22 protein-coding genes and 1 rRNA gene are annotated in these 21,869 nt (G+C 70.6%); 21 read left to right on the plus strand and 2 right to left on the minus strand.

The features are described from left to right. Positions 1-71 (plus strand): 5S ribosomal RNA (gene rrf, locus ACYVJS_RS10510); the annotation flags it as partial. 5 nt (positions 72-76) lie between these two features. Here rrf and ACYVJS_RS10515 read toward each other — a convergent pair. Further along, complete coding sequence (locus ACYVJS_RS10515; protein ID WP_460739897.1) at positions 77-1,291, minus strand: hypothetical protein; 1,215 nt, start codon at positions 1,289-1,291, stop codon at positions 77-79. Here ACYVJS_RS10515 and ACYVJS_RS10520 point away from each other — a divergent pair. From ACYVJS_RS10520 to der, 20 genes are all read left to right on the plus strand, one after another. Further along, the gene (locus ACYVJS_RS10520; RefSeq protein ID WP_460739898.1) at positions 1,250-2,026 is read left to right on the plus strand and encodes a hypothetical protein; all 777 of its coding nucleotides are present in this window, start codon (positions 1,250-1,252) and stop codon (positions 2,024-2,026) included. The genes ACYVJS_RS10515 and ACYVJS_RS10520 overlap by 42 nt on opposite strands. Next, complete coding sequence (locus ACYVJS_RS10525; protein WP_460739899.1) at positions 2,026-3,057, plus strand: HAD-IIA family hydrolase; 1,032 nt, start codon at positions 2,026-2,028, stop codon at positions 3,055-3,057. Before ACYVJS_RS10520 ends, ACYVJS_RS10525 begins: the two co-directional genes overlap by 1 nt. Positions 3,058-3,096: 39 nt before the next feature. Further along, a complete protein-coding gene (locus ACYVJS_RS10530) occupies positions 3,097-3,246 on the plus strand; it encodes a hypothetical protein (RefSeq protein ID WP_243228166.1) in 150 nt (49 codons plus the stop codon). Continuing rightward, positions 3,243-4,043 (plus strand): TlyA family RNA methyltransferase, encoded by an 801-nt coding sequence (locus ACYVJS_RS10535; RefSeq protein WP_460739900.1) that lies wholly within the window; start codon positions 3,243-3,245, stop codon positions 4,041-4,043. The genes ACYVJS_RS10530 and ACYVJS_RS10535 overlap by 4 nt, the downstream gene beginning before the upstream one ends. Then, a complete protein-coding gene (locus tag ACYVJS_RS10540) occupies positions 4,040-4,963 on the plus strand; it encodes an NAD kinase (RefSeq protein WP_460739901.1) in 924 nt (307 codons plus the stop codon). The genes ACYVJS_RS10535 and ACYVJS_RS10540 overlap by 4 nt, the downstream gene beginning before the upstream one ends. Next, positions 4,960-6,657: a DNA repair protein RecN gene (gene recN, locus ACYVJS_RS10545; protein ID WP_460739902.1), complete on the plus strand. Its 1,698-nt coding sequence runs from the start codon at positions 4,960-4,962 to the stop codon at positions 6,655-6,657. The genes ACYVJS_RS10540 and recN overlap by 4 nt, the downstream gene beginning before the upstream one ends. A gap of 14 nt (positions 6,658-6,671) precedes the next feature. Beyond that, positions 6,672-8,381, plus strand: coding sequence for a CTP synthase (locus tag ACYVJS_RS10550; RefSeq protein WP_460739903.1), 1,710 nt, complete (start codon positions 6,672-6,674; stop codon positions 8,379-8,381). A 12-nt stretch (positions 8,382-8,393) separates the two neighbouring features. Next, the gene (locus ACYVJS_RS10555; RefSeq protein ID WP_460739904.1) at positions 8,394-8,963 is read left to right on the plus strand and encodes an NUDIX domain-containing protein; all 570 of its coding nucleotides are present in this window, start codon (positions 8,394-8,396) and stop codon (positions 8,961-8,963) included. A gap of 1 nt (position 8,964) precedes the next feature. Then, positions 8,965-9,888, plus strand: a complete 924-nt coding sequence (gene xerD, locus ACYVJS_RS10560) for a site-specific tyrosine recombinase XerD (RefSeq protein WP_460739905.1) — start codon at positions 8,965-8,967, stop codon at positions 9,886-9,888. Positions 9,889-9,975: 87 nt separating this feature from the next. Then, entirely contained in the window at positions 9,976-11,190 is a 1,215-nt protein-coding gene (locus tag ACYVJS_RS10565) for an aminotransferase class V-fold PLP-dependent enzyme (protein ID WP_460739906.1), read from the plus strand. Then, the gene (locus tag ACYVJS_RS10570; protein WP_460739907.1) at positions 11,191-12,270 is read left to right on the plus strand and encodes a hypothetical protein; all 1,080 of its coding nucleotides are present in this window, start codon (positions 11,191-11,193) and stop codon (positions 12,268-12,270) included. Between the two features lie 65 nt (positions 12,271-12,335). Beyond that, a complete protein-coding gene (locus ACYVJS_RS10575) occupies positions 12,336-12,932 on the plus strand; it encodes a vitamin K epoxide reductase family protein (protein ID WP_460739908.1) in 597 nt (198 codons plus the stop codon). A 112-nt stretch (positions 12,933-13,044) separates the two neighbouring features. Further along, positions 13,045-14,664 carry a M20/M25/M40 family metallo-hydrolase gene (locus ACYVJS_RS10580; protein ID WP_460739909.1) on the plus strand — a complete coding sequence of 540 codons (1,620 nt, stop codon included), beginning with the start codon at positions 13,045-13,047 and terminating at the stop codon, positions 14,662-14,664. Positions 14,665-14,758: 94 nt separating this feature from the next. Beyond that, positions 14,759-15,646 carry a ParA family protein gene (locus tag ACYVJS_RS10585; protein ID WP_243228155.1) on the plus strand — a complete coding sequence of 296 codons (888 nt, stop codon included), beginning with the start codon at positions 14,759-14,761 and terminating at the stop codon, positions 15,644-15,646. Continuing rightward, positions 15,630-16,445 carry a segregation and condensation protein A gene (locus ACYVJS_RS10590; protein WP_460739910.1) on the plus strand — a complete coding sequence of 272 codons (816 nt, stop codon included), beginning with the start codon at positions 15,630-15,632 and terminating at the stop codon, positions 16,443-16,445. The genes ACYVJS_RS10585 and ACYVJS_RS10590 overlap by 17 nt, the downstream gene beginning before the upstream one ends. After that, positions 16,435-17,043 carry an SMC-Scp complex subunit ScpB gene (gene scpB, locus ACYVJS_RS10595; protein WP_460739911.1) on the plus strand — a complete coding sequence of 203 codons (609 nt, stop codon included), beginning with the start codon at positions 16,435-16,437 and terminating at the stop codon, positions 17,041-17,043. The genes ACYVJS_RS10590 and scpB overlap by 11 nt, the downstream gene beginning before the upstream one ends. Beyond that, the gene (locus ACYVJS_RS10600) at positions 17,040-17,813 is read left to right on the plus strand and encodes a pseudouridine synthase (protein WP_243228152.1); all 774 of its coding nucleotides are present in this window, start codon (positions 17,040-17,042) and stop codon (positions 17,811-17,813) included. Before scpB ends, ACYVJS_RS10600 begins: the two co-directional genes overlap by 4 nt. Next, complete coding sequence (locus ACYVJS_RS10605) at positions 17,810-18,937, plus strand: prephenate dehydrogenase (RefSeq protein ID WP_460739912.1); 1,128 nt, start codon at positions 17,810-17,812, stop codon at positions 18,935-18,937. Before ACYVJS_RS10600 ends, ACYVJS_RS10605 begins: the two co-directional genes overlap by 4 nt. Further along, positions 18,930-19,619 (plus strand): (d)CMP kinase, encoded by a 690-nt coding sequence (gene cmk, locus ACYVJS_RS10610; protein WP_460739913.1) that lies wholly within the window; start codon positions 18,930-18,932, stop codon positions 19,617-19,619. Before ACYVJS_RS10605 ends, cmk begins: the two co-directional genes overlap by 8 nt. Further along, positions 19,609-21,132 carry a ribosome biogenesis GTPase Der gene (der, locus tag ACYVJS_RS10615; protein WP_137416650.1) on the plus strand — a complete coding sequence of 508 codons (1,524 nt, stop codon included), beginning with the start codon at positions 19,609-19,611 and terminating at the stop codon, positions 21,130-21,132. Before cmk ends, der begins: the two co-directional genes overlap by 11 nt. Before the next feature lie 2 nt (positions 21,133-21,134). Here the strand turns inward: der and ACYVJS_RS10620 are convergent, their stop codons facing one another. Then, positions 21,135-21,869 carry an anaerobic ribonucleoside-triphosphate reductase activating protein gene (locus ACYVJS_RS10620; protein WP_460739914.1) on the minus strand — a complete coding sequence of 245 codons (735 nt, stop codon included), beginning with the start codon at positions 21,867-21,869 and terminating at the stop codon, positions 21,135-21,137.

Raw genomic sequence — 21,869 nt, forward strand, 5'->3', positions numbered from 1 at the left:
CGGAAGCTAAGCCTCTCAGCGCCGATGGTACTGCAGGGGGGACCCTGTGGGAGAGTAGGACACCGCCGGACTCCTTTTAGAAATGGCCACCCAAAGCTGGGTGGCCATTTCTGTTTTTCCAGGGGTTTACGTCGCGAGGAGAGAGCGAATGACGAACAACGACGACAACGAGCAGCGTCGGGAGTCTTCGCGCCCCCGCGGCGGAGACCACCCACGTCAGGGTGGCGACCGTGCCTATCGTCCGCGTCAGGACGGTCAGGGCTCGGATCGTCCGTACCGTCCGCGCGAGGGCGGCCAATCCGAGCGTCCGCGTCGCGATGGTGAGCGTCCGTTCCGCCCTCGTGAGGGTGGCGACCGTCCGTATCGCCCCCGTCAGGATGGGCAGTCTTCCGACCGCCCGCGCCGGGACGGCGATCGCCCGTACCGTCCGCGCGAAGGTGGGCAGGGCGGCGATCGTCCGTATCGCTCCCGCGAGGGTGGGCAGGGCGGCGATCGCCCGTATCGCCCGCGCGAGGGTGGGCAGGGCGGCGATCGCCCGTATCGCCCGCGTCAGGACGGGCAGTCTTCCGACCGCCCGCGCCGGGATGGCGACCGTCCGTTCCGTCCTCGTGAGGGCGGCGACCGTCCGTATCGCCCAAGTGAGGGTGGGCGGTACGGCGACCGCCCGTATCGTCCCCGTCAGGATGGGCAGTCTTCCGACCGCCCGCGTCGCGATGGCGATCGCCCGTACCGTCCGCGCGAAGGTGGGCAGGGCGGCGATCGTCCGTATCGCCCCCGTGAGGGTGGGCAGGGCGGCGACCGTCCGTTCCGTCCGCGCGAAGGTGGGCAGGGCGGCGATCGTCCGTATCGCCCCCGTGAGGGTGGGCAGGGCGGCGACCGTCCGTTCCGTCCTCGCGAAGGTGGGCAGGGCGGCGATCGTCCGTATCGCTCTCGTGAGGGTGGGCAGGGCGGCGATCGTCCGTATCGCCCGCGTCAGGGTGGGCAGGGCGGCGATCGTCCGTACCGCCCCCGTGAGGGCGGCGACCGTCCTTACCGCTCCCGCGAAGGCGGGGACCGGCCCTACCGCGGTGGCGGTTACGACTCTGATCGTTCCTCGCGTCCGCCGCAGCGCGACGCCGTGCGGGCGGCAAAGATCGCGGAGCCGGAGGTTCCCGAGGACATCACGGCACGGGATCTCCATCCGAGCGCGCGCAACGAGCTCAAAACCCTCAGCAAGGAGAACGCCGAGGAGGTCGCCCGTCACCTCGTGATGGCAGGGCGGCTGATCGACGAAGACCCCCAGCGTGCCCATGAGCACGCCCTCGCGGCATCCCGCCGTGCCGGCCGCATCGCTGTCGTGCGCGAGAGCGTGGCCATCACCGCCTACGCGACCGGCGACTACGCGCTCGCGCTGCGCGAGCTGCGCACCTACCGTCGCATCTCCGGCAACGAAGACCAGATCGCCCTCATGGTCGACAGCGAACGCGGTGTCGGCCGGCCCGACCGGGCGATCGAGGTCGGTCGCGCGGTCGATCGAAGCACGCTCCCGGTCGCGGTGCGCGTCTCTCTCGCGATCGCGCTCTCCGGCGCACGCCTGGACCTCGGTGAGACTGAGCGAGCCCTCGCCGAACTCGACATCCCCGAGCTCGACCCCGACCGGGCCTTCGAGTGGAGCCCGGCACTGTTCGCTGCCCGCGCCGCGGTGCTCGAAGAGCTCGGACGCGACGAGGAAGCAGCCGAGTGGACGCGGCGGGCGGACATCGCCGCCGAAGCGCTCGACGAGGCAGCAGGCAACGGATCGGACGAGGAGATCTTCGTGGAGGAGATCTTCGACGAGGAGTTCACCGAGGACACCGACGCCGATGCGCCTGACGTGGATGAGGACCTCCAGGCTGAAGCCGACGAGCGCGTGGACGTCGATGCTGACCATGACGACGAGGACGACTACTCCATCGCCGCGGAGGTGGAGGAGCTGCTCGCCGCCGCGGATGCGGCCGCCGACGCGCAGAGCACGACGACCGCGGATGACGAGGACGAGGCGCGCTGATGGCCCTGTTCACTCGCTCCGCTCCGACTCCGCTCGAGGGAGTCGACACCGTGCTTGCCGACCTCGACGGGGTCGTGTACGCCGGCGCGGGTGCGCTGCCCTACGCCGTCGATGCGTTGAACAACGTCGCGGCGACGCGCCGACTCGGCTTCATCACCAACAACGCGTCCCGTACCGACGCCAGTGTCGCCGCGCACCTGACCGAGCTCGGTCTGACCGTGACCGCCGACGATGTGGTCACCAGCCCCCAGGCCGCGGTGCGACTGCTGCGCACCCGCGTGCCCGCCGGAGCGACGATCCTCGTCGTCGGGGGAGAGGGACTTGTCGTCGAGCTCGAGAAGGCCGGCTTCGTTGTCACGCGATCGGCCGAGGACAATCCGGCCGCCGTCGTGCAGGGCTTCGCGCCGCACGTGGGCTGGTCGGATCTCGCTGAGGCCGCATTCGCGCTCAAGACGCCCGAGGATGAGGGCGGGATCCCGTGGATCGCCACCAACACCGACTGGACCATCCCGCAGGCGCGAGGCATCGCACCGGGAAACGGGACGCTCGTGTCCGCGGTCCACACCGCCATCGGACGGCTCGCTGTCGTCGCCGGCAAGCCCGAGACGCCGATCTTCGAAGAAGCGCTCGCCCGGTTCGACGCGCGCCGCGCGCTCTTCATCGGTGACCGTCTGGACACCGACATCGCGGGCGCGCAGGCCGCCGGCATCACCTCGGCGCTCGTGCTCACCGGCATCGATCGACCCAAGCACGTGCTCGCCGCCCCCGCGACGTCCCGTCCCGACTTCATCCTCGGCGACCTCCGCGAACTGCACGAGCCCTATCCGCAGACCAAGGTCAAGGGCGATGTGACCATCGTGGGCGATGCGCGCGTCGCCGTGGACGGTGCCGATCTCCGCATCCTGTCCGCGGGCTCGCGTCCCATCGATCTCGTGCGCGCGGGGGCTGCGGCGATCTGGTCGACGGGGCGAGCGATCTTCGGATTCCGCGTGCCCGAGGAGCTGTACGCGGATTCGTTCCATCGGCCCTGACGCGCCGTTCCCGCGGAGGGTGAGCCGTATCCTGGGGTGATGCACGCAGAACCCACGGAGCCGGCCGATGATCTGCTGCCCGCACTCGAGGTGATCGAGCAGCAGCCCCTCGGCGATCGAGCCGCGGCGTACGCGGTCCTGCTCGACGACATCGCTCGCCGCCTCGACTCCGGACCGCACGCCGGATGACCGAGCGCCTCGACGCCTCCGTCGCCGCGCGCGGGCTTGCGCGCTCCCGCACGCAGGCCGCGACTCTCATCACGCAGGGCCTCGTCTCCGTCGACGGCACCGTCGTCGTCAAGCCCTCGCATCGGGTCAGCGAGTCGGCCGAGATCGCCGTCGCCGCATCCGATCACTACGTGAGCCGGGCCGCCCACAAACTGCTCGCCGCGCTCGACGCGTTCTCGATCGACGTCGCCGGACGCGCCGCGTTGGACATGGGGGCCAGCACCGGAGGATTCACGCAGGTACTCCGCGAGCGCGGTGCCGAACCGGTGCTCGCGGTCGACGTCGGACACGATCAGCTCGCCGACAGCGTGCGCCAGGACTCCGGCGTGATCGCCGTCGAAGGGTTCAACGTCCGCTTCATGGACCCCGCCGCCCTCGCCGCCGCGGCAGGGTCGCCGTACACGCCGGAGGTCGTGACGGGTGATCTGTCCTTCATCTCCCTGTCCCACGTGCTCGAGCCGGTGCGCTCGGTCGTCACGGAGACGAGCGATGTCGTGCTGCTCATCAAACCGCAGTTCGAGGTGGGCCGTACCGCCGTGCGCGGCGGTCTCGTCACAGACCCGGCTCAGCGCGCCGAATCGATCTCGGCCGTGCTCTGGCAGGCGTGGGATGCGGGCCTTCAGACGGCGGGTTTGATCGCTTCTCCCGTGGTGGGTACCCACGGCAACCAGGAGTATCTCGTGCACCTCGGGCGCACCGGCGGGCGCATTCCGTCAGAATGGGAGAGCACTGTGACCGAGCTGACGGGAGTGCGATGACCGATACGCGCCACATCCTCGTGGTGGCCCACGCGCGCCGCGCAGACACCGTCGAGGCGGCCGATCGGGTGATCTCCGCCCTCAGAGCCGCGGGCGCCACTCCGGTGCTCGCCGAAGACGACCGCGACGAGCTCGCCGAAGTGCTGCCGCGGTGCGCCGACCTGGCCGTCCTCGGCGTCGACGTGCCCCTGCACGAGATCGAACTCGCGATCGTGCTCGGCGGCGACGGCACGATCCTTCGCGCCGCGGAGATGGTGCGCAGCGGCACAGCCCCCGTGCTCGGGATCAACATGGGTCACGTGGGCTTCCTCGCCGAGAGCGAGCGCGATGACATGGACGAGGCCGTGGCGCGGGTCATCGCCCGCGACTACCGCGTCGAAGAACGCCTCGCCCTGTCGGTGCGGGTCAAGGACGCCTCCGGGCAGGTCATCTACAGCACCTGGGCCTTGAACGAGGCGACGGTCGAGAAGGCGAGTCGCGAGCGGATGCTCGAGGTCGTCATGGAGATCGACGGCCGGCCCCTCTCGAGCTTCGGATGCGACGGCGTGGTCATCGCGACACCGACCGGATCGACGGCGTACAACTTCTCGGCCGGCGGACCGATCATCTGGCCGACGGTCGAAGCGATCTCGGTCGTCCCGCTGTCGGCGCACGCGCTGTTCGCGAAGCCGCTCGTCGTCGGGCCGGAGGCCGCGGTCGCGATCGAGGTGCTGGCCCGCACGCACGGCACCGGCATCCTCTGGTGCGATGGCCGCCGTTCGCACGAACTGCCCCCGGGGGCGCGCGTGGTCGCACGTCGATCCGCGGAGCCGGTGCGTCTCGCGCGGCTGCACCCGCCGGCATTCACCGAGCGCCTCGTGCAGAAGTTCCACCTGCCCGTCACCGGATGGCGGGGGCCGGCGGGAGAGGTCACCGCGTGATCGAGGAGATGCGCCTGCGAGAGCTCGGTGTCATCGCCGACGCGACGCTGCCCATGGGGCCGGGCTTCACCGCCATCACGGGCGAGACCGGTGCGGGCAAGACGATGGTCGTCACCGGGCTCGGGCTGCTGCTCGGAGCGCGCGCGGACTCGGGTGTCGTGCGATCGGGGGCGAGCGCCGCAGCCGTGGAGGGCGTCTGGCTCGTGGATGCGGACGGTGCCGCCGCCGAGCGCGTTCGCGAGGCCGGCGGGGAGCTCGACCCGGTCGCAGGCGACCGTGCCGAGCTCCTGCTCGGGCGCACCCTGAGTGCCGAAGGACGCAGCCGCGCCACGGTGGGCGGCAGATCGGCGCCGGTCGGCGTCTTGACGGATCTCGCCGATCTCCTCGTCGCCGTGCACGGGCAGTCCGACCAGCTGCGCCTGCGATCCGGCGCGGCCCAGCGGGACGCCCTCGACCGGTATGCGGGCCGGAACGTGGCCGTGCCGCTGGCGGAGTATCGGAGTGCCTACGAGCGCCTGCGTGCGCTGGATGCGGAACTCGCCGAGCTGGTGCAGCGCCGCGACGAGCGCGTACGCGAGGCGGAGCAGTTGCGCGCCGATCTCGCCGCCATCGACGCCGCAGCCCCGCAGCCGGGGGAGGACGTGCAGCTGGCGGCTCGCGCCGAGCTGCTCGCCAACGTGGAGGAGCTGCGAGAGGCCGCGGCTCTCGCGCACGAGGCGCTCGCCAGCGAGCAGGACGCGCCCGATGCGTCCACACTCGTCGCCGAGGCGCGTCGCGCTCTCGAACGCGTCTCCGACGCCGATCCCGCCGTGGCGGCGATGGCAGAGCAGGCCGCCGAGATCTCCTATCGGATCGTCGATCTCGCCGGGGCCGTCGCGGGGTATCTCGCAGACCTCGACGAGACGGGGCCGGCGGAGCTCGCCGCGGTCGAGGAGCGCCGCAGCGTCCTCGCCGGGCTCATCCGCGCCCACGGCAGCCTGGAAGCCGCGCTGACGCTCGCCGCCGCCGGCGGGGACCGCCTGGCCGAGCTCGACGACGACGATTCGCGCGTCGAACGGCTGAGCGCCGAACGCGCTCAGCTCGTCGAGCGCCTCGACGCCGCCGCCGGCGCGCTGACCGTCGCGCGACGGGAGGCGGCGGACCGGCTCGCGGCCGACGTCACCGAGGAGCTTCATGCCCTCGCCCTGCCCGACGCCCGCGTCGAGGTGCAGGTGAGCGAGACGCCGGCATCCGCCGCGGGACGCGACGAGATCGCGATCCTGCTCGCCCCGCATCCGGGGGCGGCGCCGCGTCCCGTGTCGAAGGGGGCGTCGGGTGGCGAGCTCAGTCGCGTCATGCTCGCGATCGAGGTCGTGATCGCCGCGACCGACCCGGTGCCCACGTTCGTCTTCGACGAGGTGGATGCGGGAATCGGCGGCGCGGCGGCGATCGAGGTCGGCCGACGCCTTGCCCGCCTCGCCGAGACCTCGCAGGTGATCGTGGTGACCCACCTCGCCCAGGTCGCGGCGTTCGCGACGAACCACCTCAGCGTCGTGAAGCAGAACGACGGCTCCGTCACGCAGTCGAGCGTGCGGCGCCTCGCGGGGGCCGAGCGCGAAGCGGAGATGGCGCGACTGCTGTCCGGTTTGGCAGACTCCGACGCAGCACTCACCCACGCGAGGGAGCTGCTCGCCCTCGCCGGTCCCGCCCACTGATAGGATAGAAGCCCGTGACGAACTCTTCCGGCTCAGGCCTCTCCCACGGTACGAACAACGACGACACCACCAAGCACATCTTCGTGACGGGCGGTGTCGTCTCCTCTTTGGGCAAGGGTCTGACCGCCGCCAGCCTCGGCAATCTGCTCACCGCTCGGGGCCTGCGCGTCGTCATGCAGAAGCTCGACCCGTACCTGAACGTCGACCCGGGAACGATGAACCCGTTCCAGCACGGCGAGGTCTTCGTCACCGACGACGGCGCCGAGACCGACCTCGACATCGGGCACTACGAGCGCTTCCTCGACATCGAGCTGAGCCAGGCGGCCAACGTCACGACCGGTCAGATCTACTCGCAGGTGATCGCTCGCGAGCGTCGCGGCGAGTACCTCGGCGACACGGTGCAGGTCATCCCGCACATCACCGACGAGATCAAGCGCCGGATGCGGCTGCAGGCCAGCGAGTCTCCCAAGCCCGACGTGATCATCACCGAGGTGGGGGGCACGGTCGGAGACATCGAGTCCCAGCCGTTCCTCGAGGCGGCACGTCAGCTACGCCACGAGCTCGGCCGCGACACCGTGTTCTTCGTGCACGTGTCGCTCGTGCCGTTCATGGGCGCCTCCGGTGAGCAGAAGACCAAGCCGACGCAGCACTCGGTCGCCGCCCTGCGTTCGATCGGCATCCAGCCCGACGCGCTCGTGCTGCGCAGCGATCGTCCCGTCACCGACGCCAACAAGCGCAAGATCGCGCTGATGTGCGACGTCGACGTCGAAGGCGTCATCAACACCGTCGACCTGCCGAGCATCTACGACATCCCCTCCACCCTCAACGAGCAGGGCCTGGACGCGTACATCGCGCGCCGGCTCGGGCTCAGTGAGAAGGCGGCGGAGGTCGACTGGTCGCGTTGGCAGCAGGTGCTCAACGCCGTGCACAACCCCAAGCACGACGTCACCATCGGGCTGGTCGGCAAGTACATCGACCTTCCCGACGCCTACCTGTCGGTCACGGAGGCGCTGAAGGCCGGCGGCTTCGCGCACGAGACGCACGTCAACATCCGATGGATCCCCTCGGACACGTGCGAGACGCCCGAGGGCGCCGCCGCCGCGCTCGCGGATGTCGACGGGATCGTCGTGCCCGGCGGGTTCGGCATCCGCGGCATCGAAGGCAAGCTCGGCGCCCTCCGCTTCGCGCGCGAGCAGGGCATCCCGACGCTCGGCATCTGCCTCGGTCTGCAGTGCATGGTCATCGAGTACGCCCGCACGATGGCGGGCCTGGAGGGCGCGTCCTCGAGCGAGTTCGACCCGGACACCGTGCACCCGGTCGTCGCCACGATGGCCGAGCAGGTCGACATCCTCGACCACGGTGACCTGGGCGGCACGATGCGACTGGGGCTGTACCCCGCCGACCTCGCCGAGGGTTCGATCGCGGCGGAGGTCTACGGTTCGGCCCGCGCCTCCGAGCGCCACCGCCACCGCTACGAGGTCAACAACGCGTACCGCGAGCAGCTGGCCGAGGCGGGCCTCGTCTTCTCGGGGCTGAATCCCGACCTCGGCCTGGTCGAGTACGTCGAGCTGCCGCGCGACGTGCACCCGTACTACATCGCGACCCAGGCCCATCCCGAGCTTCGCTCGCGGCCGACGGCGCCGCATCCGCTGTTCCGCGGGCTCGTCGGCGCGGCGCTGGACCGCCACCGCGCGAGCGAGCTGTTCGACGTCGAGAACGCCTGAGCGGGCGCGGCCGTGATCCAGGACGAGCGGTTCGACGGCGAGGTCGTCGACACGAGCGTGGTCTTCCACGGCCGCGTCTGGGACGTGCGCTCGGATGTCGTGCGCTACGGCGACGGTGAGATCGTGCGCGACTACGTGGATCACACGGGCGCTGCGGCGGTCGTGGCCGTCGACGACGAGAACCGGGTGCTGCTCATCCAGCAGTACCGGCATCCGATTCGCCACCGCGACTGGGAGATCCCGGCGGGGCTGCTGGATGTGGCGGGCGAGAGTCCGGCCGAGACCGCCCGTCGTGAGCTCGCGGAGGAGGTGGATCTGGCCGCAGGAAGCCTCGAACCGCTCGTGAGCCTGTTCACGAGCCCCGGCGGCAGCGACGAGATCGTCCACGTCTTCCTGGCGCGCGACCTCGTGCAGCTCAGCGCGCACGAGCGCACCGACGAGGAGGCGGACATCGTTGCGCAGTGGGTGCCGCTGTCCGAGGTCGTCGACGCGATCCTCGCCGGCGGCGTGCGTAACGGGATCCTCATCTCGGGTGTGCTCGCCGCGGCCGAACGGCTTCGCCGGGACGACCCGGTCGGTTGAGATGCGCATCGGCCGCGCGGTCGAGGTGTACCTGCGTCATGTGACGATCGAACGCGGACTGGCCTCCCACACCGTCGACGCCTACCGCCGTGACCTGGCGACCTATGTCGCGTGGCTCGCCGAGCGGGGCGTCGACGACGTCGACGAGGTGGATGCGGCGATGATCGCCGCGTTCGCCGCGGAGAAGGCGTCGGCCGAGCCGCGGCCGGCCGCATCCAGCCTCGCGCGTCTGCAGTCCTCGGTCCGCGGGCTGCACCGCTTCCTCGTACGTGAAGGGATCCGCGAGGACGATCCGGCGCAGGATCTTCGGCCGCCCAAGCTCGCGCAACGCCTCCCGAAGGCGTTGACCATCGAGCAGGTCGAGCGCCTCCTCGATGCGTCGGGCCCCGCGCCCGGTCGGGCGGATCAGGCCACCTCCATCCAGCTTCGCGATCGGGCGCTCGTCGAGCTGCTCTACGCGACGGGCGCGCGCGTCTCGGAGATCGTGCAGCTCGACGTCGACGACCTCGCTCACGGCGAGGTGCTGCGGGTGCGGGGAAAGGGATCGAAGGAGCGTATCGTGCCGGTCGGCTCCTACGCCCGCGCCGCGGTCGACGCCTACCTCACACGTGCGCGGCCCGAGCTCGCGCGCCGCGGCCGGGGCACTCCGCGCCTCTTCCTGGGTGCGCGCGGGGCGGGGCTGTCGCGGCAGAGCGCGTGGGCCGTCCTCCAGCAGGCGGCGGAAGGGGCGGGGCTCGAGGCGCACGTCTCGCCGCACACGCTGCGGCACTCGTTCGCGACGCACCTGCTGCAGGGCGGGGCAGACGTGCGGGTCGTCCAGGAACTGCTGGGCCACTCCTCGGTGGCCACGACGCAGATCTACACGCATGTGAGCGTCGACGCGCTCCGAGACGTCTACGCGGCGGCTCACCCGCGGGCGCGCTGAGCCGAACGCGCTCTCGATACCCGCCACCGGGGATAGTCACGGCTCCGCCGGGGGCGGTAGCCCGTGCGCCCGCGGATCATCGGAGGGGTGAGGAGACTGCGCCGCACCACGATGGGGGAGAGAGCCTCGGAACGTCCGGGCTTCGCCTACCTGCCCGCCGACACCGTATACCTGGATGCGGCCTGTCAGTCGATGCGCCCCGTGCCGGTCATCGAGGCGCTCGACGAGTACTTCCGCACCCGGAACGCGTGCGGCGGGCGCGCCTCTTACGAAAGCGCGCGACAGGTGGATGCGGGCGTCGCCGACACACGGGCCGCGGTGCTGCGTGCGCTCGGGTTGACCTCGCGCACGCACGCCGTCTCGTTCACGCTGAACACCACGTACGGCCTGAATCTCCTTCTGACGCAGATGCCGGCCGGCGGGTTCCGCCGAGTCGTGACGACGGTGACCGAGCACAACGCGGTCTTCCTCAGCACCATCGCCTTCGCCCGTGCTCGCGGGATCGATCGTGTCGTGCTGGAGCGCGATGCCCTCGGTGCTCTGATGTACCGCGACGCCGACCTCGCCGATGCCCTCGTGGTCGTCTCGGCCCAGAACAACGTCGACGGCGCCGTCATCGCGGATCTGGCGGGACTCGTGGCCGACGCGCACCGTCTCGGTGGGACCGTCATCATCGATGCCGCCCAGGCGATGGCGCACGCGCCCGAGGCCCTGCGCTCTCTCGCCGCCGATGCGATCTGCTTCTCGGCCCACAAGGCGTACGGCCCGTCGCTGGGTGTCGTCGTCGCGACGCGCGCGCTGCTGATGTCGCTCGAGGTCGGATTCGTCGGCGGCGGCCAGGTGGCCGAGGTCACCGCCGACGACTTCGTGCTGCTCGACGAGCCGCACACCCGCCTGGAACCGGGACTGCAGGCATGGGGGGAGATCCTCGCCTTCGGCGCGGCGCTCCGCTGGCGGGAGGCGTACGCGCGTGCCGCGGGGGAGTCGGTGGAGCAGCGCGAGCGACGGCTCACCCGTTCGCTGCGCGAGGGGCTCGGCGAGATCCCGAACCTGACCGTCTTCGGCGACCCCGACGGCGCGCTCGTGCCGCTTCTGGCCCACCGCGTCGACAGCAACCGTCTGGCGGTCTTCCTCTCGAAGGCCGAGATCTCCGCGCGCAGCGGCTACTTCTGCGCGCACTACTGGCTGCGCGAACGCGAGCGGGTCGAGCCGCTGCTGCGGTTCAGTCTGGGCGCGCACAACACCGAGGAGGACGTCGCACGCTGTCTCGATGTGCTCGGCCGGATGCTGAGGGGGCTCTGAATGCTGTGCATCGCCGCGTTCCTCGTGCTGCTCGTGCTGGCCGCCGTCTCCGCGAAGTACCGGCGCCTGCTCGGCACGGCCTGGCGGTGCGTGACCCGGCGCGTGACTTTCCGTCCCTGCGACACGTCGTTCCGCGATGACGTGAAGAACAGCATGCTCGCACCGCTCGCGGTGCGGGCGCCGAGGCTCGTGAAGCCGGCGAGCATCGCGATCGAGGTGACCGCCTGGATCATGGTGCTCTCTCTCGTGATCAGCCTGTACATCGTCGGCAAGAGCGGGCTGAACCTCTTCGTCTACGGGACCTGCAACCCGCAGGACACCCAGGCCTGCAGTCTGTCCGCGGGGGCGTGCAGCATCGACGCCGGTGCGGACGACTTCGGCTCGGCGCTCGCCAAGGGGGATGTGGTCGGCGCGTTCGCCGCGGAGTTCCGCTCGCTCGGCAAGACCTTCGACGCGCTCCCGAGCCGGCTGAAGGACTGGGATGCCGGCGAGTACCTTCCCGAGGCGGCGAGCTACGCCGGCGGCTATCGAGACGGGCTGCCGGTGTCGGTCGAGGTGATCGATCCGGGGTGCCGCTTCTGCGCCGAGCTCTTCCGCAACATCGAGAGCGCGGGCTTCGCCGACGAACACAACCTCGCCTACATCCCGTACCCGATCGGACCCGATGCCGCCCCGAAGTTCACGAACTCTCCTCTGATCGCGGACTACCTCACCGCTGTACGCCTCACGGAGCAGGGCGATGTCCCCGTAGGGGGAGGAACGGACTGGCGGATCCTCGAGCACATCTTCACGGGTGAGCGCCCCGACGGCGTCGCCTGGCAGACGTGGTTCAACGAGCAGGCCTCGACACAGCAGGCCGAGACCCAGCTGCAGGAGTGGCTCGCGGAGGCCGGCTACGACGCGGCCGGCATCCACGCCGTCGCGGGGCTCGCCGCATCCGACCGTGTGCACGACATCGTCGCCGACGGCAAGCGGATCGTCGAGCAGGAGATCCGCACGGCAACGGTTCCCACCCTCATCGCCGACGGCGCCCTGCACCCCGGCGTCGTGTCGGTCGACCGGCTCCAGGGGATGCGGTGAGCCGGACGCATTAGTCACGGCCGCCGCGCCCCATGAGTCGGACTTTTCGCGCGCACACTGAGCGCATGAGCGTTCCCACCGCGCCCCCGTCACGCGCGCTCGCCGTCTTCTGGATCATCGCCGGCCTGCTCGGCTGGGCGGTCTCGTTCCTGCTGTACCTGGAGTACATCGGGCAGTTGCGGGGCGTCGACCCGCTCGTGTCCTGCCAGTTGAGCGTGATCGTGACGTGCGGGCCCAACCTGCTCTCGCCCGGCGGCAACCTTCTCGGCTTCAGCAACTCGATCATCGGCGTCGTGCTCTTCCTCGGTCCGATCTATGCCGGCGTGACGGCACTCGGGGGCGCGGCGGGCCTCAGGAGCTGGTACTGGCGCACCTATCTGGCTTTCATCGCCGCGGCGTTCGTGTTCGTGCACTTCCTCGCCTACCGCAGCGTCTTCGAGTACGGCTCGCTCTGCCCGTGGTGCATGGTCGTGTGGCTCGTCACGATCCCGCTGTTCTGGGTCACGCTCGGCTGGAGCGCACGGGCGGGGCTGTGGGGGAGGCGGATGCGGCCGGTGGGCCGATGGCTCGCCAGCTGGGCGCCGCTGGTCGCCATCCTCGATGTCGCGCTGATCGCCGTCGTCGCGCAGCTCAGGCTGGACGTCCTGGGCTCCCTCTTCTGAGTCGACCCCGCGCGCGTGGGCGCGTCGCGTTACGAACCTGTGAATTGTCTAAGCGATTGACGCCGAATCCGACTAGCGTCGGGCGGACCGGGGAAACGCGAGAGGACACCACGTGACGACATCACGGCCACGAGCCACCCGTATCGGCATCGGAATCGGCGTCGGCGCGGCGCTGGCGGTGACCGCCGGCATCGCGCCGGCCTCCGCCGTCGATCCGGCCGATCTGGAAGAGCGGGTGACGGTGGACGCCGTCGTCGGCCACCTGCAGCAGTTGCAGGACATCGCCGATGCGAACGGCGGCAATCGGGCGGCGGGCACCAGCGGCTATGAGGCCAGCGCGGTCTACATCGAACAGACGCTGACGGCAGCCGGGTACACGCCGGAGCGTCAGTACTTCGACGCCGACCTGCAGACGATCGACGGGTACACGTTGACGATCGACGGCTACAGCCCTGCCGATCCCTTCGGCATCCCGATGGAGTTCACACCGGGCACACCCGTCGGCGGACTCTCGGACCTCCCGCTGATCGCCCCGACCGCACCGCTGGGGTGCACCGCGGACGACTGGGCGGGCACCGACGCCGCGGGCGCCATCGCACTCGTCTCCCGGGGCAGCTGCTCCTTCGCAGAGAAGTCGGCGGCGGCAGCGGCCGCGGGCGCGGAGGCCGTGATCATCTACAACAACGAGCCGGGGCCCCTCCAGGGCACCCTCGGCGCGCAGACGCCTGACCTCGCACCGACGGTCGGCATCCTGCAGAGCGAGGGGCAGGACCTCCTCGCCGCACTCGCCGACGGGCCGGTCCTGGCGGACCTCGATCTGCAGCAGCACATCGACTCCGTCGAGACGTTCAACATCATCGCCGACACGCCCACCGGACGCGATGACAACGTCGTGATGCTGGGCGCGCACCTGGACTCGGTCGAGGACGGTCCCGGTATCAACGACAACGGATCGGGCTCGGCGGCGATCCTGGAGGTCGCCCTCCAGCTGGCTGCTTCCGGTGAGCTGGAGAACACGGTCCGTTTCGCCTGGTGGGGTGCCGAGGAGATCGGGCTCCTGGGATCGGCGCACTACGTCGACGATCTCTATGAGACCGGTGGAGACGCGGCGCTGGAAACGATCGCGACCTACCTCAACTTCGACATGGTCGCCTCGCCCAACTACGTGATCGCCGTCTACGACGCCGACCAGTCCACCTACGAGGCGCCGGTGGAGGTCCCCGAGGGGTCGATCGCGACGGAGGCGGCTTTCACGAGCTACTTCGATGCGATCGGGCAGCCCTGGATCGACACGGCCTTCGACGCCCGCAGCGACTACAACGCGTTCATCCTGGCGGGCATCCCCGCATCCGGCCTGTTCACGGGTGCCGACGACGTCAAGACGGCGGAACAGGTCGCGCTGTTCGGCGGCACGGCGGGGATCATCATGGACCCGAACTATCACACGCCCGCTGACGACATCTCGAACATCAACGTCGAGGCGCTCGGGATCATGCTCGGCGCCATGGCGCACGTCACCGCGGCGCTCGCCAACGACACGTCGGCCGTCAACGGTGTCGCTCCCATCGTCGACCCGGCGGCGCCGGCTCCCGAGGTGACCGAGGAGGGCGACCACCTGCTGGCCGCATCCGGCTCGGAGATCTCCGGTGCCTGGCTCGGCGGCGGCATCGTGGCGCTGCTCGCGGGTGCCCTCGTGCTGGTCGCTGCCGCACGTCGCCGCCACACCGTCTGAGCACGGTTCGGGGAGGGGGCTCGGTGCGCCCTCCCCGAACCCGCGGCCCGCCGTCGCTAGAATCGATCGAACGACCAAGCAGAGCGGGAGTACGGTGGCGGAGCGCGCAGTGAAGCAGGCGGGTAAAGGCACGAAGGGCGATGTGCCCCTCGGCCCGACCGGTCGCCCCTATCAGGGGTTCGCGACACCGCCGGCGCTCGCCGCCCACGGCCCTGCCCGCATCATCGCCCTCTGCAACCAGAAGGGCGGGGTCGGCAAGACGACCACGACCATCAACCTGGCCGCGTCTCTCGCGCACTACGGCCGCAAGGTGCTGGCGGTCGACTTCGACCCGCAGGGCGCGCTGTCCGCGGGCCTGGGCATCACCACGCACGATGTGCCCACGATCTACGACCTGCTGCTGGACACCAAGCGCGACCCGCGCGAGGTCATCGTGAAGACCTCCGTCGAGGGGCTGGACGTGCTGCCGGCCAACATCGACCTGTCGGCCGCCGAGGTGCACCTCGTCAACGAGGTGGCCCGCGAGACGATCCTCGCCCGGGTGCTGCGCCATGTGGCGGGGGAGTACGACGTCATCCTCATCGACTGCCAGCCCTCGCTGGGGCTGCTGACGGTCAACGCCCTGACGGCGAGCCACGGTGTGCTGATCCCGCTCGAGTGCGAGTTCTTCGCCCTGCGCGGCGTCGCCCTGCTGATCGAGACGATCGACAAGGTGCGCGACCGGCTGAACCCCTCGATCACCCTCGACGGCGTGCTCGCCACGATGTACGACCCCCGCACGCTCCACTCGCGCGAGGTGCTCGAGCGCGTGGTCGAGGCGTTCGGCGACGACGTGCTGGAGACCGTGATCGGGCGCACCGTGAAGTTCCCCGACGCGTCGGTGTCGGGGATGCCCATCACCGAGTTCGCTCCCGAGCACGCCGCGGCGCAGGCCTACCTGCGTCTCGCGCGGGAGCTGGTCGCCCGTGGCGCCGTCGCCTGAGCCGCAGGACGCGGCCACCGACGGATTCCGGGTATCGCTGGGCGTCTTCGACGGCCCGTTCGATCTGCTGCTGACTCTCATCTCGCAGCGCGAGCTCGACATCACGGATGTGGCGCTCAGCGTCGTCACCGACGAGTTCATCGCGTACCTGCGCCAGCTCGGGCCGGATGCGGAGCTGGATGAGGCGTCGGAGTTCCTCGTCGTCGCCGCCACCCTGCTCGACATGAAGGTGGCGGGACTGCTCCCGCAGGGCGAGCTCGTGGATGCGGAGGCTGTGGCTCTGCTCGAGGCCCGCGACCTGCTGTTCGCGCGTCTGCTGCAGTACCGGGCCTTCAAAGAGGTGTCCGCCTGGTTCGCGCGCTCCCTGGAGCGCGAGGAGAGGCGGCACGCGCGCAGCGTCCGCATCGACGAGCGGTACCGGCAGGCGGCACCCGAGCTCGTGTGGACGCTCAGCACCGAGGATTTCGCCGCGCTCGCCATGCTGGCGATGGCGCCGAAGGAGATCCCCACGGTCGGGCTCGACCACCTGCACGCGCCGCTGGTCAGCATCCGCGAGCAGGCCGCGATCGTCGTGACCCTCCTGCGCCAGCGCGGCACGCTGACCTTCCGCGAACTGATCGCCGGAGTGGACGCCTCCGGCATCGTCGTCGCACGATTCCTCTCCATCCTCGAGCTGTACCGCCACGCGGCGCTGTCGTTCGAGCAGCTGGAGCCCCTCGGCGAGCTGACCCTGCGCTGGAGCGCGGAACGCTGGTCCGAGGAGAACCTCGCCACTCTGGGAGCCGACTATGACCGATGACATCCGCACCGAAGAGTCGGAGACCACCGCCTGGCCGCAGGATGTGGGTTCCGTCGCGCGCCGGCTCGAGGCCGTGCTGCTGATCCTCGACGAGCCGCACAGCGTCGTCGCGCTCGCGGCGGCCGTCAGTGCGCCCGTCCCGGCGGTGCGCAAGGCGATCGCGGCGCTCGTCGCCGACTACGACGGCGAGGACGGCGGCCCGCGACGCGGCTTCGAGCTGCGGGAGGTCGGCGGCGGATGGCGGCTCTACGTGCGCGAGGAGTACGACCGCGTCATCACCGAGTTCCTCGGCACACAGCAGCCCGCCCGTCTGTCGCAGGCGGCCCTGGAGACCCTCGCGGTCATCGCGTACAAGCAGCCCGTCACCCGTGGACAGGTCGCGTCGATCCGCGCCGTCAACGTCGACTCGGTCGTGCGCACGCTCGTGGGCCGCGGGCTCATCACCGAGGTGGGCCACGACGGGGAGACCGGTGCCATCCTGTACGGCACCACCGACGTGCTGCTGGAGAAGCTCGGCATCAACACGATCGACGAGCTTCCGCACATCTCACCGCTGCTGGATGACGGCAGCACCGGCTTCGAGGAGATCGCACGATGACCGACACCGAGGGCGTCCGCCTGCAGAAGGCGCTCGCGAACGCGGGCGTCGCCTCCCGCCGCGTGGCGGAGCAGTACATCGTCGAGGGCCGGGTGCGCGTCAACGGCGCCGTCGTGACCGAGCTCGGAAGCCGGATCGATCCCGAGACCGACCTCGTCGACGTCGACGGCGTCGCGGTCGAGTTCGACCAGTCGAAGCGGTACGTCATGCTCAACAAGCCCACCGGTGTCGTCAGCTCGATGGGGGACGACCGAGGCCGCCGTGATCTCCGCGAGTTCACCCGCGACTTCGAGGAGCGCCTCTACAACGTCGGTCGCCTGGATGCCGACACGTCGGGCCTGCTGCTGCTGACCAACGACGGGGAACTGGCCCACGTGCTGGCACACCCCTCGTTCGGTGTCACGAAGGTCTACATCGCGAAGGTCGACGGTCGGGTGTCGGCGCAGACGATCTCGACGCTCACGCGCGGCTTCGAGCTGGAGGACGGCTTCATCCGGGCGGACAAGGCGCGGCTGCTCGATGCCTCCGCCACGAGCAGCCTCGTGGAGCTCACGCTGCACTCCGGCCGCAACCGCATCGTGCGCCGCATGATGGCCTCGGTGGGGCATCCCGTTCTCGAACTCGTGCGCCGGCAGTTCGGGCCCCTCCACCTGGGAACACTCCCGGCAGGGAGGATGCGGGAGTTGACTAAGATCGAGCGGGGTGCGCTTCTCACGCTCGCGCGCCGCGACCAGGTGTCCGACCCGCCCGGAGAGCAGGAGAACCAGTGAGCGAGTCGAACGGCACCAGCGCGCCCGCGCGGGTCGCCGCGCGCACCTCGGGCACGGTCCGCGTCGTCGGCGCGGGTCTGCTGGGCGCCAGCATCGGTCACGCCCTCCGTGCCCTGGACGTCGACGTCGTGCTCGACGACACCTCACCCGCCCAGCTCCGCCTCGCCATCGATTACGGCGCGGGTCGTGCCGCGGCGCCCGGCGACGCCCCACGCCTCGTCGTCGTCGCCGTGCCGCCGGATGTGATCGCCGACGTCGTCGAGCGAGAACTCGCGGCCTACCCCGATGCCGTGGTGACCGATGTCGCAAGCGTCAAGGGTGAGCCGTTGCGCGCGCTTCGTGCCCGCGGCGTGGACCTCACGCGGTACATCGGCTCGCATCCCATGGCCGGACGCGAGCGCGGCGGTGCCATCGCCGCCCGCGCCGACCTGTTCATCGGGCGGCCGTGGGTGGTCTGCCGCGACGAGGAGACCGCCGCCGCCGATCTGGCGCTCGTGGAGGGGCTCGCGCTCGATCTCGGCGCGATGCCGATCGAGATGGCGCCGGACGAGCACGACCGCTCGGTGGCCCTCGTCTCGCACGTGCCGCAGCTCGTTTCGAGCCTTCTCGCCGCGCGGCTCACGGCCGCGCCCGAGGACGCCCTGCGCCTGGCGGGGCAGGGCGTTCGCGACACGACCCGGCTCGCCGCATCCGCACCCGAGCTCTGGGCGCAGATCCTCGGCGCCAATGCTGCTCCGGTCGTGGACGTGCTCGATGCCTTCGCCGAGGATCTCGCCGCCGTCGCCGACGCGCTGCGGGAGCCGGATGCACCGGGCGCGCGTCGCGGCGTCGCCGATACGATCCTGCGCGGAAACCAGGGCGTCGAGCGGCTGCCCGGCAAGCACGGGCAGAACCGCCGCTTCGAGACCATCGTCGTCATGGTGGACGACACGCCAGGGCAGCTCGGTCGCCTGTTCGGCGAACTCGGCGAGCTGGGTGTGAACGTCGAGGACCTGCGCCTGGAGCATTCGCCCGGCGCCCAGTTCGGCCTGGCAGAGATCAGTGTCGTTCCCGCGATCGCCGCGCCCGCCGTGGCGGGCCTCGAGGCGCGCGGGTGGAGGATTGCGAGCAGTGCAAATGAGTGATTCCGACGTCGCCATCGTCGCCGTCGACGGACCCGCCGGCAGCGGCAAGTCCTCGGTCTCGAAGGAGGTGGCGCGCCGCCTCGGTTACGGATACCTCGACACAGGCGCGGTCTACCGATCCCTGGCGTGGCACGCCCTCGACCGGGCCGTCGACACCTCCGACGCCACCGCTGTGCTGGAGGCGATGGGCGACTTCGACGGCAGCATCTCGCTAGATCCCGACGACTACTGGGTGCGAGTCGGCGACACGGACGTCACCGAGGCGATCCGCGAGACCCGCGTGACCGACGCGGTCAGCGGCGTCGCCCGCGTTCCCGTCGTCCGTCACACCGTCAATGCCCGTTTCCGCGCCCTCGTCGCCGACTCCGGACGACCCGGTGTCGTCGTGGAGGGCCGTGACATCACCACGGTCGTGGCTCCCGATGCGCCGGTGCGCATTCTGCTCACGGCAGCGCCCGAGGTGCGCGCTGCCCGGCGCAGCGCCGAGGTCACCGGACAGGATGCGGCGGCGGTCGCCGACTCGCTGCGCCGGCGTGACGCATCAGATTCCACCGTCGTCGACTTCATGTCGGCGGCCGAAGGGGTCGAGGTCGTGGATTCCACGCACCTCGACTTCGATGAGACAGTCGCGGCCGTTCTCGCGGTCGCAGAGAAAATGCAGGAGGTGCGCGATGCGCGCTGAGGACGAGTACGAAGCCGGACCGGATCAGCTCGAGGAGACCCTCGCCGGAATCGACGACACGCTGGCCGAGCAGCGCGCGATCGCGCTGCGGGCGTCGCTGGAGGACTACGACCTCGACGACGACGACGCCGAGGTGCTCGCGGGGCTCGTCGGCTCCGGTGACGGGATCGAGTACCTGCCGGCGCTGCCGGTGGTCGCGATCGTCGGCCGCCCGAACGTCGGCAAGTCCGCGCTGGTGAACCGCATCCTCGGACGCCGCGAGGCTGTCGTCGAGGACACTCCCGGTGTGACGCGCGACCGCGTGACGTACAAGGCGGAGTGGCTCGAGCGCCGCTTCTCGCTCGTCGACACCGGCGGTTGGGAGCCGGATGCCAAGGGCATCGACCGGTCGGTCGCCGCCCAGGCCGAGGTCGCGATCGACCTCGCCGACGTGGTGCTGTTCGTCGTGGACGCGATGGTGGGCGCCACCTCGACCGACGAGCACGTCGTGAAGCTGCTGCGTCGCAGCGGCAAGCCTGTCATGCTCGTCGCCAACAAGATCGACGACGCGCGTCAGGAGCCGGAAGCGGCTGCCCTGTGGAACCTGGGTCTCGGGGAGCCGCATCCGGTCTCCGCCATCCACGGCCGCGGCGTGGCGGACCTGCTCGACGAACTCGTGAAGGTGCTGCCGGACGTCTCCGCCGTCGCCAAGCACGAGATCGGCGGGCCTCGTCGCGTCGCGATCCTGGGGCGCCCCAACGTGGGGAAGTCCTCGCTGCTGAACAAGGCGGCCGGCGAGGAGCGCGTCGTCGTCAACGAGCTCGCCGGCACCACCCGCGACCCGGTCGACGAGATCGTCGAGCTCGGCGGCAAGCTCTGGCGTCTGGTCGACACCGCCGGCATCCGCCGCCGCGTGCACCTGCAGCAGGGCGCCGACTTCTACGCGTCGCTGCGCACCTCGGCGGCGCTCGAGAAGGCCGAAGTCGCCGTCGTCGTGCTGGACGTGTCGGAGCCGCTGAGCGAGCAGGACGTGCGCATCATCGACATGGTGCTCGAGTCGGGCCGCGCGCTCGTGCTCGCCTTCAACAAGTGGGACCGCCTGAACGACGACGACATGGCGAACATCGACCGTCGCCGGTACCTCGAGCGCGAGATCGAGCAGGATCTCGCGCACGTCGCGTGGGCGCCGCGCGTCAACATCTCCGCGCGCACCGGTCGCCACCTCGAGAAGCTCGTCCCTGCGCTGGAGACGGCTCTCGAGTCGTGGGACCAGCGCATCTCGACGGGCAAGTTCAACGCCTTCCTCTCCGAGCTCGTGGCGGAGCACCCGCATCCGGTGCGCGGCGGCAAGCAGCCCCGCATCCTGTTCGGCACGCAGGCGGGCACGCGGCCGCCGACCTTCGTCCTGTTCACGACCGGATTCCTGGACCCCGGCTACCGCCGGTTCATCCAGCGCCGCCTGCGCGAGCTCTACGGCTTCGAGGGAACGCCCATCGTCATCAACATGCGGGTTCGCGAGCGCCGCCAGCGCTGAGCTCAGCGCACCGCGAACCGCGCGAACCGCTCACCGGGCACCGCGTCGAGCGAGACCTCGTAGGAGGCCTCGCCGACGCGAGGCAAAGGGATGCGGGTTCCTTCGCTGCGGAAGCGCTGCAGCGCCCAGCACGTGACGCCGGCGTCGGCGAGGCGGTGCCCCAGCACGGCGAGCTCTGCCGCATCCGCCGCCTCGGGGTGCACCGTCGTGCGCACCTCGTAGTCGAGGGGGCGGGCGGTCCCCGCGCGCGCCGCCGACTCGGCGAGGACGACGGAGAGCGAACCCCAGGAGCGCTCGGCGCTGTTCGAGTAGCCGGTGACCTTCTCGTAGAGCCGTTTGCTCGTCTTGATGTCCAGACCCACCCAATCCACGTGGGGCAGGATGCGGACCAGCGCCGCCGGGTAGATCCCGGCCGTATGCAGGCCCACCGCGAATCCGAGCTGCCTCACCGCCGCGATCGCCGCCGGAAGCGCCGGCTGCATCGTGGGCTCCCCGCCGGAGAACACGACGCCGTCCAGCAGGCCGCGCCGCTTCTTCAGGAACGTCCACAGCGCGCGCCAGCTCATCGCGGCCGGCGCGCGCGGCGCGCGCAGCGCCGGGTTGTGGCAGTAGAAGCAATCCCACGGGCATCCCTGCAGGAAGACGGTCGCGACGAGCTTGTCGGGCCAGTCGACCGTGGACAGGCGTGTGAGACCGGCGATGCGCAGGGTGGCCGGGTCGATCGCGGCGGGGATCAC

This window comes from Microbacterium neimengense, from assembly GCF_054782995.1.

Excerpts from the sequence above, each read along its gene's own strand:
- ACYVJS_RS10520 (WP_460739898.1), top strand. The coding sequence starts at position 1,250 with ATGGCAGGGCGGCTGATCGACGAAGACCCCCAGCGTGCCCATGAGCAC.
- ACYVJS_RS10515 (WP_460739897.1), bottom strand. The coding sequence starts at position 1,291 with ATGGGCACGCTGGGGGTCTTCGTCGATCAGCCGCCCTGCCATCACGAG.
- ACYVJS_RS10525 (WP_460739899.1), top strand. The coding sequence starts at position 2,026 with ATGGCCCTGTTCACTCGCTCCGCTCCGACTCCGCTCGAGGGAGTCGAC.
- ACYVJS_RS10530 (WP_243228166.1), top strand. The coding sequence starts at position 3,097 with ATGCACGCAGAACCCACGGAGCCGGCCGATGATCTGCTGCCCGCACTC.
- ACYVJS_RS10535 (WP_460739900.1), top strand. The coding sequence starts at position 3,243 with ATGACCGAGCGCCTCGACGCCTCCGTCGCCGCGCGCGGGCTTGCGCGC.
- ACYVJS_RS10540 (WP_460739901.1), top strand. The coding sequence starts at position 4,040 with ATGACCGATACGCGCCACATCCTCGTGGTGGCCCACGCGCGCCGCGCA.
- xerD (WP_460739905.1), top strand. The coding sequence starts at position 8,965 with ATGCGCATCGGCCGCGCGGTCGAGGTGTACCTGCGTCATGTGACGATC.
- ACYVJS_RS10570 (WP_460739907.1), top strand. The coding sequence starts at position 11,191 with ATGCTGTGCATCGCCGCGTTCCTCGTGCTGCTCGTGCTGGCCGCCGTC.
- ACYVJS_RS10575 (WP_460739908.1), top strand. The coding sequence starts at position 12,336 with ATGAGCGTTCCCACCGCGCCCCCGTCACGCGCGCTCGCCGTCTTCTGG.
- scpB (WP_460739911.1), top strand. The coding sequence starts at position 16,435 with ATGACCGATGACATCCGCACCGAAGAGTCGGAGACCACCGCCTGGCCG.
- ACYVJS_RS10600 (WP_243228152.1), top strand. The coding sequence starts at position 17,040 with ATGACCGACACCGAGGGCGTCCGCCTGCAGAAGGCGCTCGCGAACGCG.
- cmk (WP_460739913.1), top strand. The coding sequence starts at position 18,930 with ATGAGTGATTCCGACGTCGCCATCGTCGCCGTCGACGGACCCGCCGGC.
- der (WP_137416650.1), top strand. The coding sequence starts at position 19,609 with ATGCGCGCTGAGGACGAGTACGAAGCCGGACCGGATCAGCTCGAGGAG.